Genomic DNA, 16,603 nt, shown 5'->3' on the forward strand with positions numbered 1-16,603 from the left:
AAACTAGCACCGGCGGCTGTGTGACACGACGATGAGCGCCGCCACGGCGATGGAATATAAAATCCTTTGTTTTCAGATACTTGAATACCGCCAGCAGACCAGTTCAGGTAAGGCAATCTATCGCACCAAACCACTGCCCGGCCCTGCCAGCCTGCAGCCCCCGCTGAGTAGGCAAAGGAAAGCACACGCTTAAAGCCTTGATATACCTGCTTTATTCGGCACGATCATCGCGAATGGCCGCTGCCACCGCGCGCAGCAGACCGGCATCCTGGCCTGCAAGCTTTTGTTACAAATCAATAGCCAGCCTTACGTTATGCTGCGCCGCGCAGGCCGGTATAAGACAAGAAAACCACGCTCGTTCGTGTTCACTGGCCCGCATCCAAGGAGACAACGCCCGATGCCCTTCCCTCGCCATTGGCTGATCCGGCATGCCGCGCCCTGGGCGCTGCTGGCCAGCCTTGCGCTGCCTAGCCAGGCCGAGCAGCTGAATGTGCTGCACTGGTGGACCTCGGCCAGCGAGCGGCGCGCGGCGGACCTGCTGGCCGAGCGGGCTGCGGCCGAACAGATCGTCTGGCGCGATGCGGCGATTGCCGGCGGCGCCGGCGTGGGGGCGATGAAGGTGCTCAAGAGTCGCATCCTGTCGGGCCAGGCGCCCGACGTCACCCAGCTGATCGGCCCGGCGATTGCCGAATGGAGCGAGCTGGGGCTATTGCTGCCGCTGGACGAGGTGGCCGAACGCGACGACTGGCAGAACAAGCTCTTCCCCACCATACGCCAGCTGGTCAGCCCGGGCGGGCGCAGCGTGGCCGTGCCGGTCGGCCTGCATCGCATCAATACCCTGTTCTATCGCTCTGCCCTGCTTGGCAAGCTTGGGCTCAAGCCACCGCGCAACTGGGATGAGTTCGAGCTGCTGGCGACGAAGCTGAAGGCCGGCGGCTTCGTGCCACTGGCCCAGAGCAAGGAGCCCTGGCAGGTCGCCACCCTGTTCGAAGCGATTCTGCTCGGCGAAGCTGGCCCGGCCGGCTACCGCGCGCTCTTCGAAGCCGGCAATGCCGCACAGTGGCAAGGCGCGCCGGTAGCGCGTGCGCTGGAGCGCTTGCGCCGTCTGCAGCGCTGGATGCCGCAGCCGCTGCGCGAGCAACCGTGGCAGGCCGTTGCGCATGGCTTTGCGCGGGGCGAGGCAGTGATGTGGATCATGGGCGACTGGGCCAAGGGCGAACTGCTGGCCATGGGCCAGCTGGCCGATGCGGACTTCGACTGTCAGGCCTCACCGGCCACCGAGGACGCCCATCTCTACAGCGTGGACACGCTGGCCATGCTGGCCGGCAAGGACAGCCAGCCGGCCCAGCTGGCGCTGGCCGCTCTGGTGGTGAATGCGCCGGTGCAGATTGCGTATAACCGCATCAAGGGCTCGGTGCCGGTCCGGCGCGATATCAACCCGGCCCAACTCGATGCCTGCGGGCGCGCATCCTGGCAGACCTTTGCGCGCGGCAGCGGTGTGCAGGCACCCAGCATCGTGCACCGCATGGCCACCGGCGAAACCTTGAAGGAGGCGATCACTGCCCAGGTGCATCGCTACTTCCTCGACAAACGGCTGAGCACGGCGGAAACCCAGCGGAAACTGGCCGGTTATGCGCGCGCACTGGGCCGGCAATAACACAGCCGCGCCAAGGGCGCGGCTGGATCAGCTTGCCAATCAGTTCGGGCGGACCTCAGTCCTTGCCGTTGCCACGGCCATGGCCCTTGCCTGGATGCTTATCGTGCTTGTCATCACGATCATGTTTGCCGGGTCGGTCATAGCGATCATCATCGTGCCGACCGTGGCGATCACGGTAGCGCGGCACATACACATCGTTGTACCAGCGGTCCTGCACGAAGTAGACACGCCGACCGCAGGCATCGTAACGACCGCAGTGCTTGCGCCAGTTCTTGGCATGGCCGGGCGGCACATGCAGATAGATCGGCTCATGCACAATCACTGGCGAGCGATGCACGATGATGGGTTCGCGATAGATGACGCGCGGCTGCGGAAAACTGCCAATATCGATACGACCGTAGAAGCCGGGTTCCCCCACCGTCACCGACACGCCAACATCGGTGGCCAGTACAGGCACGGTCAGCAGGGCCAGGGTGGCCAGGATGGAAAATCGTTTCATATCGCAAACTCCTTCGGATGGGGGCGCGGGCCCTGTTGTGTACGTTCATACTCAGGCCCTGCCACTTAACCGGCGCTGAATACCCGATATGGGCTCATTACGCCAAGCTCACGCTGATTAGAACTACTTATGCCGCGCAAAATCCTGATCGTCGATGACGATGCCAAAACCCGCACCCTGCTGAAAACCTATCTGGAGAAGAACCAGTACGAGGTGCGCCTGGCCCACGATGGCGCGAGCTTTCTGGCCGAGTTCGAGCGCTATCAGGATGAGCTGAGTCTCGTCATTCTGGACGTGATGCTGCCCGATACCGATGGCTTTGCGCTGTGCGGTCGGGTCCGGCGCACGAGCAAGGTGCCCATCATCATGCTGACCGCCAGCGCCGACGACACCGACAAGATCGTCGGCCTGGAGCTCGGGGCCGATGACTACCTCGGCAAGCCCTACAACCCGCGCGAGCTCTTGGCGCGCATCAAGGCCATCCACCGCCGTACCGGTGATGTGGCCAGTGCGCCGGTACGCTTTTACCGCTTCAATGCCTTCCGGCTCGATCTGGTCGAGCGCACGCTCAGCGATGCACAGGGTGAGCCGGTCAAGCTGACCGGGCTCGACTTCCAGCTGCTCAAGTACTTCCTCGAGCATCCGGGCGAGGTGCTCGACCGTGATGTGCTGGCCGAGGAAACCCGAGGCCGCGATCTCGGACCGCTCGACCGCTCGCTCGATGTGCAGGTCAGCCGCCTGCGCCAGCGTCTGAATGACGATGCGACCCTGATCAAGACCGTGCGCGGCAGCGGCTATGTGTTCTCAGCCGAAGTCGTGGCCGAGCAAGCCTGATGCGCCTACTGCCCCGATCGCTGACCGGCCGGCTCAGCCTGGTGATGGTGGCTGGCGTACTGGCCACCCAGCTGGTGGCCAATCTGATCTGGACCGGCCAGCTGCGCCAGCAGGCCCAACGTGAAGCGAGCGAGGCGGCGCGCCATCTGGGCGCCAGTGCCGCCAGCGCCACGCGCTTCTTTGCCAGCCTGCCAGCCAACTACCGCCCGCTGCTGATTGCCCAGCTACGCGAGATGGGCGGCACGCGCTTTTTCGTGAATGTGAACCGCCAGCCGCTGGCCCTGCAGGGCATAGCCGATTCCGCCCTCACCCGCACCGTGCAGCAGACCGTGGTGGCCACGCTGCAGGCCGGGCTGAGCAAGCCGGCCTCGGTCAGCGCGCGCTTTGTCTGGCCTGAACAGCTGGTGGTGAACGAGGCCGGCATGCGCCTGGCCGAGCTGCCGGACGAATGGGTGCAGCACACGCTGATCGTGCGTCCGCGCCCGGCGCCCATCCTGGTGATCCAGACCCAGCTGGCCAGCGAGGAATGGCTGTATCTGGCCGCGCTGATGCCCGACCCCTACTTCCTCGACAATGCCGACCCGCTCAGCCTGGACCGACTCGCCCTGCAACTGGCCACGCTGCTGTCGGTACTGCTCTTGTCGATCGGCGTGGTGCGCTGGCTGACCCGGCCGTTCGAAACAATCTCCAGCGCGGCCGAAGCATTTGGCGAGGGCGTGACGCCCGAGCCGCTGCCCGAGGCCGGCAGCCGCGAATTCGTGCAGACTGCGCGCGCCTTCAATGCCATGCAGGCGCGCATTCAGCGCTATATCGATGACCGCGAGCGGCTATTCGCCTCGATCTCGCACGATCTGCGCACCCCGATCACCCGCCTCAAGCTGCGCACCGAGCTGCTCGACGATGAGACCACGCGCGCCGAGTTCCATGAGGACCTCGACGAGCTGGATGTGATGGTCAAGGGCGCGCTGCAAAGCGTGAAGGACAGCGATATCCACGAGAACCGCACCGCCCTGCGCCTGGACCAACTGGTGGAGCGCCTGGCCCAGGATGCCAAGCTGGCCGGCAAGGAAGTGCGCTGGGCCGGCCCGGCGCTGACCGTGCGCGCCAAGCCGCTGGCGCTCAAGCGCGCGCTGAGCAATCTCTTGGAAAACGCGCTCCACTATGGCGAGCGGGCCGAGATCCTGCTCAGCGAGCATGCCGGCCAGGTGGAGCTGAGCCTGCGCGACCACGGGCCGGGCGTGCCGGAGGAAGCATTCGACAGCCTGTTCCAGCCCTATGTGCGCCTCGAACACGGCCGCCTGCAGCGCCAGGAGGGCATGGGCCTTGGCCTCGGCATTGCGCGCCATATCATCCATGCTCATGGCGGTGAGCTGCAGCTGGCCAACCACCCGGATGGCGGTCTGCTGGTGACCGTGCGGCTGCCGCAGGCAAGCGCCTAACTGCGCCGGGTGCGGCCCAAGCCGCTCGCGCCACGCATGAAAAAAGCCGGATCATCGATCCGGCTTTGGCTGGCTGCGGCGGGGTTCAGACCGCTTCGGCCGCTTCGGTCCAGTCGAGGATCACCTTGCCCGACTGCCCGGACAACATGGTCTCGAAGCCGGTCACATACTGCTCGACCGGGAAGCGGTGGGTGATCATCGGAGACAGATCGAGCCCGCTTTGCAGCATGGCGGCCATCTTGTACCAGGTCTCGAACATCTCGCGCCCGTAAATGCCCTTGATCACCAGGCCCTTGAAGATCACCTGGTTCCAGTCGATGGCCATATCGCCGGGCGGAATGCCCAGGAGCGCGATCTTGCCGCCGTGGTTGATGGTTTCCAGCATGGAACGGAAGGCACTCGGGTTGCCGGACATTTCCAGACCCACATCGAAGCCCTCGGTCATGCCCAGTTCCTGCATCACCGCCTTCAGGTCCTGCTTGGCCACATTCACCGCACGGGTGGCACCCATCTTCAGCGCCAGTTCCAGCCGGTATTCGTTCACATCGGTGATCACCACATGGCGCGCACCGACATGGCGGGCAATCGCGGCAGCCATGATGCCGATCGGGCCGGCACCGGTGATCAGTACATCCTCGCCGACCAGGTCGAAGCTCAGCGCGGTATGGGTGGCATTGCCAAACGGGTCGAGAATCGAGGCGATCTCATCCGGAATATCGTCGGGAATCTTGAAAGCATTGAAGGCCGGGATCACCAGATACTCGGCAAACGCGCCGTCGCGGTTCACGCCCACGCCGGTGGTATTGCGGCACAGGTGCACGCGGCCTGCACGGCAGTTACGGCAGTAGCCGCAGGTGATATGGCCCTCGCCGGAGACCCGGTCGCCAATCTTGTAGCCACGCACTTCCGAGCCCATGCCGACCACTTCGCCAACATACTCATGGCCGACATGCATGCCGACCGGGATCGTCTTCTGCGCCCATTCATCCCATTTCCAGATATGGATATCGGTGCCGCAGATGGCGGTCTTGCGGATCTTGATCAAGAGGTCGTTATGGCCGACCTCGGGCTTCTTCACCCGCTGCAGGGTCAGTCCCGGCGCGGCTTCGGCTTTGACGAGTGCTTTCATGCTGGATATTCCTGAAAGTCCGGCCGCGCTTTGTGGGCGCGGCCATAGTGGCTACAAAGTGCTTGCTACACTCAGGCGATCACGCCCAGTTCCTTGCCCACGGCGATAAAGGCCGCCACTGCGCGTTCGATATGCTCGGGTTCGTGCGCGGCGCTCATCTGGGTGCGGATGCGCGCCTTGCCCTTCGGTACGACCGGGAAGCTGAAGCCGATTACATATACGCCATGCGCCAACAGGCGCGCGGCCATTTCGCTGGCCAGCTTCGCATCGCCCAGCATCACCGGCACGATGGGGTGTACGCCCGGCTGCAGGGTGAAGCCGGCCATGCTCATCTTGCGCCGGAACAGCTCGGCATTGGCCTTGACCTTGGCACGCAGGCGCGCACCGTCACTCTCCAGAATACGGAACACTTCCAGGCTGGCGGCGGTAATGGCCGGGGCCAGCGAGTTGGAGAACAGATAGGGGCGCGAGCGCTGGCGCAACAGGTCGATGATGGGCTGGCGACCGGCGACATAGCCGCCCGATGCACCACCGAGCGCTTTGCCCAGCGTGCCGGTATAGATATCGACCCGCTCGGCCACGCCGCAGTACTCGGGTGTACCGCGGCCGTTCTCGCCGATGAAGCCGACTGCATGCGAGTCGTCCACCATCACGATGGCCTGGTATTTATCGGCCAGATCGCAGATGGCCTTCAGATCGGCAATAAAGCCGTCCATCGAGAATACGCCGTCGGTGACGATCAGCTTGAAGCGCGCGCCGGCCGCATCGGCGGCCTTCAGCTGCGCTTCCAGATCAGCCATATCGTTGTTCTTGTAACGATAGCGCTGTGCCTTACAGAGGCGCACGCCATCGATGATGGACGCATGGTTGAGCTCATCCGAGATCACCGCATCGTGTTCGCCCAACAGGGTTTCGAACACGCCGCCATTGGCGTCGAAGCAGCTCGAATACAGGATGGTGTCGTCGGTTTCCAGAAAGCGCGAAATCGCGCCTTCCAGGTCTTTGTGCACGCTCTGGGTGCCGCAGATGAAGCGCACGCTGGCCACGCCATAGCCATAGTCGTCCACGCCCTTTTTGGCGGCGGCGATCAGGCGGGCGTCGTCGGCCAGGCCCAGATAATTATTGGCACAGAAGTTCAGTACCTGGCTGCCGTCGCGCAGGGCGATGTCGGCACGCTGGTGGCTGGCGATGACGCGCTCGGGCTTGAAGAAGCCGGCGTCCTGAATGGCAGCCAGTTCGGCTTGCAGATGGCTCAGAAAGGTGTGGTTCAACGCAGTCTCCCTTGTGCGGCGCGCTCTTGTGAAGCGGGCCAATCGGGCCGTACCAGGCGGGTCGGCCCATGCGGTGGGCTGAATTCTAGCACTGGCCGTGCGCGGCGGCCCGCGTAGGCAAAGGGGGCGTCGCCTGCTAATCTCGCGCGCAATATCGCTGGCCGCCGCGCCAGCACAGCCAATCCGCCCCCCGGGAGCATGCATGTCAGGCCATAACCAGTTCGAACTCTTCCGCACCCGGCGCTTCCTGCCCCTGTTCACCACCCAGTTCCTCGGCGCCTTCAACGACAATCTGTTCAAGAACGCCATGCTGGTGATGATCACCTTCTTTGGCCTCGGTTTCGCCGGCCTCGATGCCCCCACCCTGGTCAATGCGGCGGCCGGCATCTTCATCCTGCCCTTCTTCCTGTTCTCGGCCACCGCCGGTCAGCTGGCGGAAAAGTTCGACAAGGCCACGCTCGCGCGTTGGATCAAGCTGCTCGAGATCGCCATCATGCTGCTGGCCAGCGTGGGCTTTCTCTATCGCAATGCCGCCCTGCTGATGGGCTGCCTGTTTCTGATGGGCGTGCACTCGGCGCTGTTCGGCCCGCTCAAGTATTCGATCCTGCCGCAATACCTGGAAGAGCGTGAACTGCTGGGCGGCAATGGCCTGATCGAGATGGGCACTTTTATCGCCATCCTCTTGGGCCAGATCGGGGGCACCCTGCTGGTCGAACACAATCCGGACAATGTAGCCGTGGTGGCCATGGCCTGTGTGGGCGTGGCCGTGCTCGGTTATCTGGCCAGCCGCGGCATGCCGTCTGCCCCACCGCAGGCCAAGGACCTGAAGATCAACTGGAATATCTTCACCGAGACCTGGCACATCATCCGCCTGAGCCGGCGCAATCTGAGCGTATTCCACGCGCTGATGGGTATTTCCTGGTTCTGGTTCTTCGGCGCGGTCTATCTGACCCAGCTGCCCACCTATGCCAAGGACGTGCTCGGTGGCAGTGCCGAGGTCTACACGCTGCTGGTGGCGCTGTTCTCGGTCGGCGTCGGTGCGGGCTCGGCGCTGTGCGAGGTACTGTCCGGGCGCAAGATCGAAATCGGCCTGGTGCCATTTGGCTCGATCGGTATGTGCGTGTTCGGCATCGACCTCTACTTCGCCGCTCCGGCCATGCCCGCCGCCGGCATTGGTGCGCTGGCCTTCCTGGCCGACGCCAGCCACTGGCGCCTGATCGCCGATATCACCCTATTGGGCGTGTTCGGCGGCTTCTTCATCGTGCCGCTGTACGCGCTGATCCAGATCGAGAGCGAGCCCGAATACCGCTCGCGCATCATCGCCGCCAATAACATCCTCAATTCCTGCTTCATGGTCGTCTCGGCCGTGGTCAGCATCCTGATACTCAAGGCAGGCACCAGCATTCCTGAGCTGCTGCTGATCGTCGCGCTGATGAATATCCCGGTCGCGCTCTATGTCTACGGCCTGCAGCCCGAGTACCTGATGCGCTTCCTGGTCTGGATCGCCACCCACACCATGTACCGGGTCAAGCACGAGGGCCTAGACCATATTCCCGATCAGGGCCCGGTCGTGCTGGTCTGCAACCATGTCAGCTTCATGGACGCGCTGGTCATCGGCGGCGCAGTACGCCGCCCGGTGCGCTTCGTGATGGACCACCGCATCTTCAAGATTCCGGTGCTGAGCTTCATCTTCCGCACCGCCGGCGCCGTGCCGATTGCCCCGGCCAAGGAAGATCCGGGCATGAAGGAACGCGCCTTCCTCAAAGTGCAGGAATATCTGTCCAACGGCGAAGTGGTATGCATCTTCCCGGAAGGCAAGATCACCTATGACGGCCAGATCAACCCCTTCAAACCCGGCGTGATCGAAATCGCCCAACGCGCCAATGCCCCGGTCGTCCCCATGGCCCTGCGCGGCCTGTGGGGCAGCTTCTTCAGCCGCAAGGACGGCAGCGCCATGCTGAAAATGCCACGCCGCTTCTGGTCCAAGATCGCCCTGGTGGCGAGCGCGCCGGTGCCCACCAGCGAATTGGATCTGGGCGATCTGCAAGCCAGGGTGACGGTGCTGCGTGGGGATGCGCATTAGCTGTCTGGCGGGCTCGCACTGCTGCCCGCCCTGCTGTCACCAGGCGTTCAAAAGGCGCTAAGCTGTTGCCCACACGCTGTGAAGGCGGCTGATCGCCGCGTATCGCGCCATTCCCAAGCTCTGGGCAGCGCATAGATCAGCTGATTGAAAGCAGGCTTTCGTTCGCAGCAACACAGCAAATTGCAATGATTGAATTAATTATCAATGGCTTATGAATATGAAAAAACTACTCCCCAAAGGCTCAGCACAGTTTTACCTCTGCTTTATTGCAAGCTTCGTCGCATTCTTTTATTCCAAATGGGAAACCATGCTGGCCACGCATGGCCTGATGCCGTCCCTTGTAGGCATACTCATTTCAGCCTTGTTATTACTTGCCGTTATCGGGTACTGGGTCATTAAAAACACCGATGACAATGGCGAACTGACCATATTCAAACAACACCACAAGAAGTGAAATCCTGACATCCAGATACGGCAGTCGCCGAATTGAATTAGCCGGAAGCTGCGAGTTTGCGATCTGCACTGTGAAACGCCCATTCGGTCTGATCTGCATGGGTTCTAAATGACGCGGACATCTTCTGCGAAGAAGAACATGTGATTTGTGCTAGTGCAAGCCCATGGCAAGCTGTGGCCTTTAGCGAGAACATACCATGCAAACCCGATACTCTGCGCGCTTGATCATCGTGGACGGCGCTGGCCGGCTACTGCTGTTTCTGTATCAGGACGAACATCAGGCGCCATTCTGGGCCACGCCGGGCGGGGAACTGAAGCCAGGCGAGGACTACGCGGCGGCGGCCGCGCGCGAACTCTATGAGGAAACCGGTCTGCGGCTGCCCATCGGCCCCATGCTCAAGCAGCGCGAAGCCGACTATGCGGTGGCGAGGTCGGTCACAGCGCGCTGGCAGGAGCAGTACTACTTGGTCGCCTGCCCGGCGCCGACCACGATCTTCGCCGCCGACTGGACCGAGGAAGAACAACACACGATCCAGCGTTGGCAGTGGTGGGATATCGAACAGTTGCAGCAGGCACCACCAGGCCTGTTCAAACCCGAATGGTTACCCGAACTGCTGGAATCGCTGCTGACGAGGCCTACCACGATCGCATAGCGACCTTGATGGTCTGAGACGCTGCAAAACTGTATGAAAATCATCGTATACACAGCCCTGTTCGCCCTCCACAGCCTCGCAGCCGCCGAGTGTGCATCTTCGCTACCACTCACCGGTACGGCCTCGATACCCTACTGTGATGCCAGGACCCAACGCTGCATACCGGCGGAAGACGCCATCCTCAACTACAGCAGGGCGAGGGACGATGACCCATCGACGCTCTACCTGAGCCTGCATGCCAGTCCCAGGCATTTCTACGATGCGGATTGGCGCATTCTCGGCGCCGAAGAACTGGCCGATATCCTGCGCCCCAAGCTATCCGCCGAAGTCAGGAAGATCATCCTGCTCGCATCCTGGAGCGGGGTGGCGGCCGAGCCCGGCGGACAATCGCTGGCCGTAAAGCTGTCACGCGCACTGAAGGGCTTTCCCGTTCAGGGGCAGGATGGCTTTATCTGGCTGGACAAGGATGGCAAATCCCGCACCACCAGGCAGGCGTTTACCCTATCGCAGGGCGGTGGGCCCTACCAGGTTGCGGAAGGCGGCGAAGTCATGGTGGCACTGGCGGGCGGCTGGCCTGCCACCTTCGAAGCCGAGCTGATGCAGCACAAGCATGCACAAGGCATCCGCCGGGCTGGCGCGGGTTGGGAAATGTTCTTCCTGTGTCCCGAGCGTGCACTGAAGGCCTTCACGGCGGCCAGTCAGCTTGGTGATTCCATCGCCGCCTACAACGCCGCCATGCTGTATCTGGAACGTGGCAGCAAGGGCGACCGGCAGACTGCGCTACGTTTACTCCGCCAAGCAGCCGCAGCGGATGACCAGCACGCCTGGCGCAAGCTGAGCGCCTTGTCGGCAAAGTGAGGCCCGTGGTCGGAGCGCGCCCGCCATCTGGTTGTAGGCGTGTCGCCATGACCGAGACTTACCGCTTAGAAGTCCTGCACCGTAGGCCACAGCACGATCTCGCTGATACCGACCTCAGCCGGCTGCGCGACGGCAAACGCAATGGCACGTGCCACCGATTCGGCCGGGATGGCAATGTCGTAGAACTCACCGATAGCCTTGGCGCTATCGCGCGAGTGAGCTACCGAACTTCAGTTACGAATCCACTGCCCCCGGTTCGATACCGGTCAAGCGGATCTGGCCGCCGACCTCGTGGCGCAAGCCTTCCGCAATCGCACGCACGGCAAACTTGGCACCCTGAAGCAGATGAGCCGCCGTATTAGTCGGCGTGGATTTAGGCAGCAGGCTGACTTCCAGGCCGCACCGTATCTAGCCTGTGGTCAGCTTATTAAGGCGGTACAGCCATGGGCTCCGCCAAGCCAGGATCGCTATGCCTACGAACCACAGCGCGGCCCGGTATCCGCCGGTATTCGGTTGCTGTTCAATCAATTAGTCGGCCAACTCGGCGCCAACGCATCCATCGTTGGCGCGCCTTAGCGTTGAGTCTGTGGCACTGGAGATGCCCGTGCAGCACCCAATGCGCTGGAGCCAAGGCTGGCTGCAGAGAACGAAAGTAGCCGCCTGCTAAGTTGCTCGGGCGAGCAAGAGCTAGCCGCGTAGCCACCAGACGAGGGCAAACAGCCAGCGCCGCCAGCCCTTGTCGGCCGTAGCAAGGAGCCCCTGTGCAGCGGCGTAGCGCCAAGCCCAGTGCGTGGCTGCACCTGCGCGCTTTAGCGGGCTAGCCCGGTCACGATAGATTTTCTCCGCCAACAGGCCCATAGCCTGGGCATGACCAGCCTCAGCAGCCTGGTGCAGCACTTGCTCTGCCTCCTCCCAGGCTACCGGTTCGCAAACCAGAAGCAGTTCACCGAGTTGGTAGCGTATGGCCATTAGCGTCGTCGACGCTACCCCATGCTGCGGGTGCGCCAGGAACTGCCGAGCATGGTAAAGCGCCTCTTCCAAGCATTGCCCTGCAGCATCCGAATTCACCTGAGCATGGGCGTCGTCGATCAGTAGACGCAGCAGCGCCTCGCAGGCGGGCGCATGGCCGTCAGCCGCGGCGCTGCGCCAGAGCTCGCGCGCTTGGTTGCGATCAACCGTGCCGCCCAGCCCTTCATACCAGTAATGCCCAAGGTAAAAGCGGCTCTCGATATGCTCCGCGTCCTGCTGGTCACTGAAGCGCTGCACACACTCTAGTGCCTGGCGAGCCCGCTCAGCATCCACCCTACCCGCCGCCGGATTCAGCCACAGACGCCCGGCGCAGAGCCACAAGCGTGCTCGCTCGTCCAGCTCCGGCATGGCTGCCAGGCCGCGCTCGACCCAGTCCCTTGCCTCGTACAGATCGCCAGCCCCTTGCAAGCTCAGCTCAATCAATTGCAACCAGGCTGCCGCCGATGCTTGTCTGGCAAGTTCGTCCAGGCCGCAGGCACGGCGCGCCCACTGATAGGCCTGTGTCCTAGTCTCACAGTGCCGGGACAAGGCCAGCGCGGCATTCAGATCGCCTTGGCGATAACGCCGCTGCCATTCCTCTCTAGCCACAAGTGGTGCCTGGCCGGGTTGGATGAAGACCGCTCGGGTACCGCCCTCAGCGAGGATTTCGCAAGCCTCGACCGGCTCGCCGCGGCGCCAATGCGTCAGCAGCAACTCGCGCTGATCACTGAGCAAGCGGCAGTCGTACAGTACCTCGCCCAGCAGGCCAATGAAGCGGCCAGCCAGCGCAGGCTCCCCCTCAGTGGTCCAGAACTCCAAGCTGCAATCGCTGTCTCGGGGCGCTGACTCGGCAAAGCTCAACAGCAGTGTCTGGCCGGGCAAGTCCAGCACATCGACCCCGGCATGCCAGCCCGGCAGCGCCGGTGCACACCGCTCGACGCACCACAGCTGGTAATGTGACTGCTCGTCCTCCAGCCGCAGCCAGCGCAGGTTTTGGTTGCCGATCGCCGCAATCCGCCAGGCAGCGGGCGGAACGATCTGCCGGCCGGCCTCATCGATCACGCCCTCGCCCTGCGCATTGCGTACGCGAATCAGTAGGCGCGACTGGCCAGTATCACCGTCAGCGATATAGACGGCCAGGTCGCCCTGTTCCGGTTCGGCAGCCTGGCGCAGCGCATCCTCCGGCAAAGGTGGCGCGCCCGGGCCAACGCCCAGCGGCTCGATATCCTCGTATTCGCAGGGAATGCACCAATCACCCCGGCTAGGCAGCAGGCCATGGCGGCCGGCGCGCTGCACGCGATAAATACCCTCGGCGGCGCAGGCATGCTGGTAGGGCTCGAAACAGTCCACCTCATCCCATTGACAAGGCACCACCAGCACGCCAGCAGCATTGACCCAGCCCTGATGGCCGTCACGCCATACCCGCCAGCCGCGCTGATCATGTTCCTCGCGAAACTCCACGCGTTCGAACTGGCAGGGCTGCAGCTCGCGACAGCCGGTATCGATCAGCCCCCAACGCCCGGCTTCGACTACCCAGGCCACGCCTTGTGCCTCAAACAGCTGGCTGCCGCCGAACGGACGGGTCTGCTGATAGCGCGGCGCACAGAGCACCTGGCCGTCTTCATCGAGATAGCCCAGCCGTTCTCCCTGGCGCACGCGTAGCAGCCCGCTGCACTCGCGGCGCAGCTCTTCGTGCTCGGGTGGCAAGCGCCAGTGGCGCAGCGCGATATCGAGCAGACCCTGGCGGCCGTTCAGGCTCGCCACGCACAGCTCGCCCGCCGCCGAATCGACCACAGCATCGAACTGCGGAGCGAACAACAGCTCCGCCGTGGGCTCAATTTGTAGCAGACCCCAGCGCGCGCCCAGCCTGACCCAGACACGCACCAGGCTGCCAGCGTCCGGGCGTATTTCCTGCCACTGTGGCGGCTCATGCCAGGCACCATCGTCGTCGACCAGGCCAAACAGCCCCGCCTGCTCGCGGGGGCGGAAGTTATGCTCGCACCAGGGGTCGAAGGACAGCGCCTCGGCCTGTTGAAAATCTTCGAAGGGCGTGCCCTGTGCCTCGAACGCCTCCTCCTGGGCCAACGCATCGAAGTAAGGATGATCGAGACTGTTCAGGCCGAAGCCACGCACCCAGTCCTGCAACGCCTCGAAATCGACCACCTGGGTGATCTCGTGCAGCTGCAGCGGATCACCGCCCTGTACTAAGGCCAAGCGCGAGTCGGCGTTCCAGCGCCAGAAGGCGATACGCGAAGACTCATGCTCATCGAACGGCCCGGATAGCGCATCCCAATCCCCCTGCAGCCACAGCGCGTCCAAGGGTTGACCCACTTCGGCAGCGAGCTGTTCAATCCACTCTGCCACTGCAGACAGATAAATGCTGAGTGCCGGTACCCGATGGTACTGTGGATGGACAGCGATGAAATCGCAGAACAGTCGCCAGTTGTGCAGCGCCCGCAAGGCACCGACCCTGAGTCCCCGGCGCGGCAGTTGGGTGTCGGGCTCCGGCGTAGTAATCGCGGCTACCTCGGCAGCGCCGGCCAGCAGCAGGCACCAGAGCGGCGAGACATTGTCGCACCGCGCCAGGCAGTGAAGCGCGCCCGAGGGGCCGCCTAGGTAGAGCCAGGTGGCGCTGGCTAGATGAGCATCCGGTGCGTGCATGGATAACCGTCCTTGAGAGAGGGCGCCATTGTGCGGCACACGCGCAGCCTTCACAGCCGCTGCGTGCAAATTGCCGAAGCAACTTCTTGAGCAAGTCGCACCCAATACGACCAATCGCAATAGCCGCAGCAGACGTCGTCATTAAAACCAACTCGCCTCCCAGCGGTATGCGTGTTGGGTAACGCACTGGCCAATCACACCTTCACGCCCCTGCCGCTTTAAATCCGCGCCCGCGTCCTCATCTGAAACGCACCCTCTTTGCGCAGCAGCGCAGCCAACCGGATACCCGCATGCGCCCTCTTGCCCTGATACGCAGCCTGCTCGCCCCCTACCGCGCCCGCATTGCCATCGCCGCCGTGGCCTTGGTGATTGCAGCGGCCTGCATGCTGCTGGTCGGCCAGGGTTTGCGCGCAGTGATCGACAAGGGCTTTGTAGCAAGCGATCCGGCCCTGCTCGACCAGGCTCTGCTGGCCCTGCTCGGCTTGATTGCGGTGATGGCGACCGCCACCTATGCGCGCTTTTACTTCGTGTCCTGGTTGGGCGAGCGGGTGACCGCCGATCTGCGCCGGCGGGTGTTCGACCATCTGCTCACGCTGCCGCCTTCCTTCTTCGAAACCGGCCGCACCGGCGAGGTGATCTCGCGGCTGACCAATGACACCACCCAGATCGAGACCGTGATCGGCTCTTCGGCCTCGATGGCGCTGCGCAATGCGCTGATGTTGGTGGGCGGCATGGTGATGCTGGCGGTGACCAGCCTGAAGCTGACCCTGCTGGTGCTGGTCTGCGTGCCCTTGGTGGTCGTGCCCATCCTGCTGTTCGGCCGCCGCGTGCGTAAGCTGTCGCGCCAGAGCCAGGACAAGGTGGCGGCGGTCAGCAGCGTGATCGACGAAACCGTGCACGAGATCCGCACCGTGCAGGCCTATGGCCACGAGGGCGCCGACCGCGCAGCTTTTGCCGAGCGGGTGGAGGCCACCTTTGCCACCGGCAAACAGCGCATCCGTCAGCGCGCCACCCTGATCGTAGCGGTGATGGTGCTGGTGTTCGGCGCGGTGGCCGCCATCCTGTGGGTGGGCGGGCATGATGTGCTGGCCGGCAAGATCAGCGCGGGTCAGCTGTCGGCCTTCGTGTTCTATGCAGTCATCGTGGCCGGCGCGGTGGCCACCATCTCGGAAGTGATTGGCGATGTGCAGCGCGCGGCCGGTGCGTTGGAGCGTTTGCTGGAACTGCTGGCCACCCGGCCCGAGGTGGCCGAACCGGCCGTGCCGCTGGCCCTGCCGCAGCCGGCGCGCGGCGAAGTCGAATTCGAGCAGCTGCGCTTTCACTACCCGACGCGGCCCGAACAGCCGGCGCTGGCCGACTTCAACCTGCGGGTGGCACCAGGCGAGAAAGTGGCCCTGGTCGGCCCGAGCGGCGCCGGCAAGAGCACGGTATTCCAGCTGCTGCTGCGCTTTTACGACCCGGCCGAAGGCTGCGTGCGCGTGGATGGGCGCGATGTACGTGAGGTGGCGATTGCCGATCTGCGCAGCCGGATTGCCATCGTCTCGCAGGAGGCGGTGATCTTTGCCATGAGCGTGCTGGACAATGTGCGCTATGGCCGGCCCGAGGCAAGCGAGGCCGAGGTGAAGGCGGCCTGTGAAGCGGCCTTTGCCAGCGAATTCATCGAGCAGCTGCCCGAGGGCTATGCGACCGACCTGGGCGAGCGTGGCGTGCGCCTATCGGGCGGGCAGCGCCAACGCATCGCCATTGCGCGCGCGATTCTGGCCGACCGGCCCATCCTGCTGCTGGACGAGGCAACCAGCGCGCTCGATTCGCATAGCGAACGCATGGTGCAGCAGGCGCTCGACCGGCTGATGCAGGGGCGCACCACACTGATCATCGCCCATCGCCTGTCCACCGTGCTGCATGCCGACCGCACGGTGGTCATCGATGCCGGGCGTATTGCTGGCATCGGCAAGCATGCCGATCTACTCGCCAATAACCCGCTTTACCAGCGCCTGGCCAGCCTGCAATTGCAAGCCTGAAGTAAGGCTGGCACGGCCAGCTTGCCTTTATAAGCAA

General features: G+C 63.5%; 12 protein-coding genes. 8 read left to right on the forward strand and 4 right to left on the reverse strand.

What is annotated here, in order from left to right; genetic code table 11:
- Positions 1–397 precede the first annotated feature (397 nt).
- Entirely contained in the window at positions 398–1,657 is a 1,260-nt protein-coding gene (locus tag BT173_RS03010) for an ABC transporter substrate-binding protein (RefSeq protein ID WP_084658097.1), read from the forward strand.
- A 55-nt stretch (positions 1,658–1,712) separates the two neighbouring features.
- On the opposite strand, the gene BT173_RS03015 is transcribed toward BT173_RS03010, so the two are convergent.
- Complete coding sequence (locus BT173_RS03015; RefSeq protein WP_072427142.1) at positions 1,713–2,156, reverse strand: hypothetical protein; 444 nt, start codon at positions 2,154–2,156, stop codon at positions 1,713–1,715.
- A gap of 129 nt (positions 2,157–2,285) precedes the next feature.
- Between BT173_RS03015 and BT173_RS03020 the strand changes: the two genes are divergently transcribed.
- The gene (locus tag BT173_RS03020) at positions 2,286–2,990 is read left to right on the forward strand and encodes a response regulator (RefSeq protein WP_072427143.1); all 705 of its coding nucleotides are present in this window, start codon (positions 2,286–2,288) and stop codon (positions 2,988–2,990) included.
- Entirely contained in the window at positions 2,990–4,429 is a 1,440-nt protein-coding gene (locus tag BT173_RS03025; protein WP_072427144.1) for an ATP-binding protein, read from the forward strand. The genes BT173_RS03020 and BT173_RS03025 overlap by 1 nt, the downstream gene beginning before the upstream one ends.
- A gap of 85 nt (positions 4,430–4,514) precedes the next feature.
- Here BT173_RS03025 and tdh read toward each other — a convergent pair whose 3' ends face one another.
- Both tdh and BT173_RS03035 read right to left on the reverse strand, forming a co-directional pair.
- Positions 4,515–5,558 (reverse strand): L-threonine 3-dehydrogenase, encoded by a 1,044-nt coding sequence (tdh, locus tag BT173_RS03030; RefSeq protein WP_072427145.1) that lies wholly within the window; start codon positions 5,556–5,558, stop codon positions 4,515–4,517.
- A 71-nt stretch (positions 5,559–5,629) separates the two neighbouring features.
- Positions 5,630–6,829, reverse strand: a complete 1,200-nt coding sequence (locus BT173_RS03035) for a glycine C-acetyltransferase (protein WP_072427146.1) — start codon at positions 6,827–6,829, stop codon at positions 5,630–5,632.
- Between the two features lie 202 nt (positions 6,830–7,031).
- On the opposite strand from BT173_RS03035, the gene BT173_RS03040 reads away from it, so the two are divergent.
- The 4 genes from BT173_RS03040 to BT173_RS03055 all read left to right on the forward strand — a co-directional run bounded on the left by BT173_RS03040 (position 7,032) and on the right by BT173_RS03055 (position 10,876).
- Positions 7,032–8,912 carry an MFS transporter gene (locus tag BT173_RS03040; RefSeq protein ID WP_072427147.1) on the forward strand — a complete coding sequence of 627 codons (1,881 nt, stop codon included), beginning with the start codon at positions 7,032–7,034 and terminating at the stop codon, positions 8,910–8,912.
- A 217-nt stretch (positions 8,913–9,129) separates the two neighbouring features.
- Positions 9,130–9,366, forward strand: coding sequence for a hypothetical protein (locus BT173_RS03045; protein ID WP_139256022.1), 237 nt, complete (start codon positions 9,130–9,132; stop codon positions 9,364–9,366).
- 196 nt (positions 9,367–9,562) lie between these two features.
- Positions 9,563–10,018 carry an NUDIX hydrolase gene (locus tag BT173_RS03050; protein ID WP_072427149.1) on the forward strand — a complete coding sequence of 152 codons (456 nt, stop codon included), beginning with the start codon at positions 9,563–9,565 and terminating at the stop codon, positions 10,016–10,018.
- 33 nt (positions 10,019–10,051) lie between these two features.
- Positions 10,052–10,876: a DUF8616 domain-containing protein gene (locus BT173_RS03055; protein WP_072427150.1), complete on the forward strand. Its 825-nt coding sequence runs from the start codon at positions 10,052–10,054 to the stop codon at positions 10,874–10,876.
- A gap of 687 nt (positions 10,877–11,563) precedes the next feature.
- Here the strand turns inward: BT173_RS03055 and BT173_RS03065 are convergent.
- The gene (locus tag BT173_RS03065) at positions 11,564–14,545 is read right to left on the reverse strand and encodes a tetratricopeptide repeat protein (RefSeq protein WP_072427151.1); all 2,982 of its coding nucleotides are present in this window, start codon (positions 14,543–14,545) and stop codon (positions 11,564–11,566) included.
- 290 nt (positions 14,546–14,835) lie between these two features.
- Between BT173_RS03065 and BT173_RS03070 the strand changes: the two genes are divergently transcribed.
- A complete protein-coding gene (locus tag BT173_RS03070) occupies positions 14,836–16,566 on the forward strand; it encodes an ABC transporter transmembrane domain-containing protein (protein WP_072427152.1) in 1,731 nt (576 codons plus the stop codon).
- Positions 16,567–16,603 lie beyond the last annotated feature (37 nt).

Source organism: Chitinimonas taiwanensis DSM 18899 (assembly GCF_900119825.1).
Classification (GTDB): domain Bacteria; phylum Pseudomonadota; class Gammaproteobacteria; order Burkholderiales; family Chitinimonadaceae; genus Chitinimonas; species Chitinimonas taiwanensis.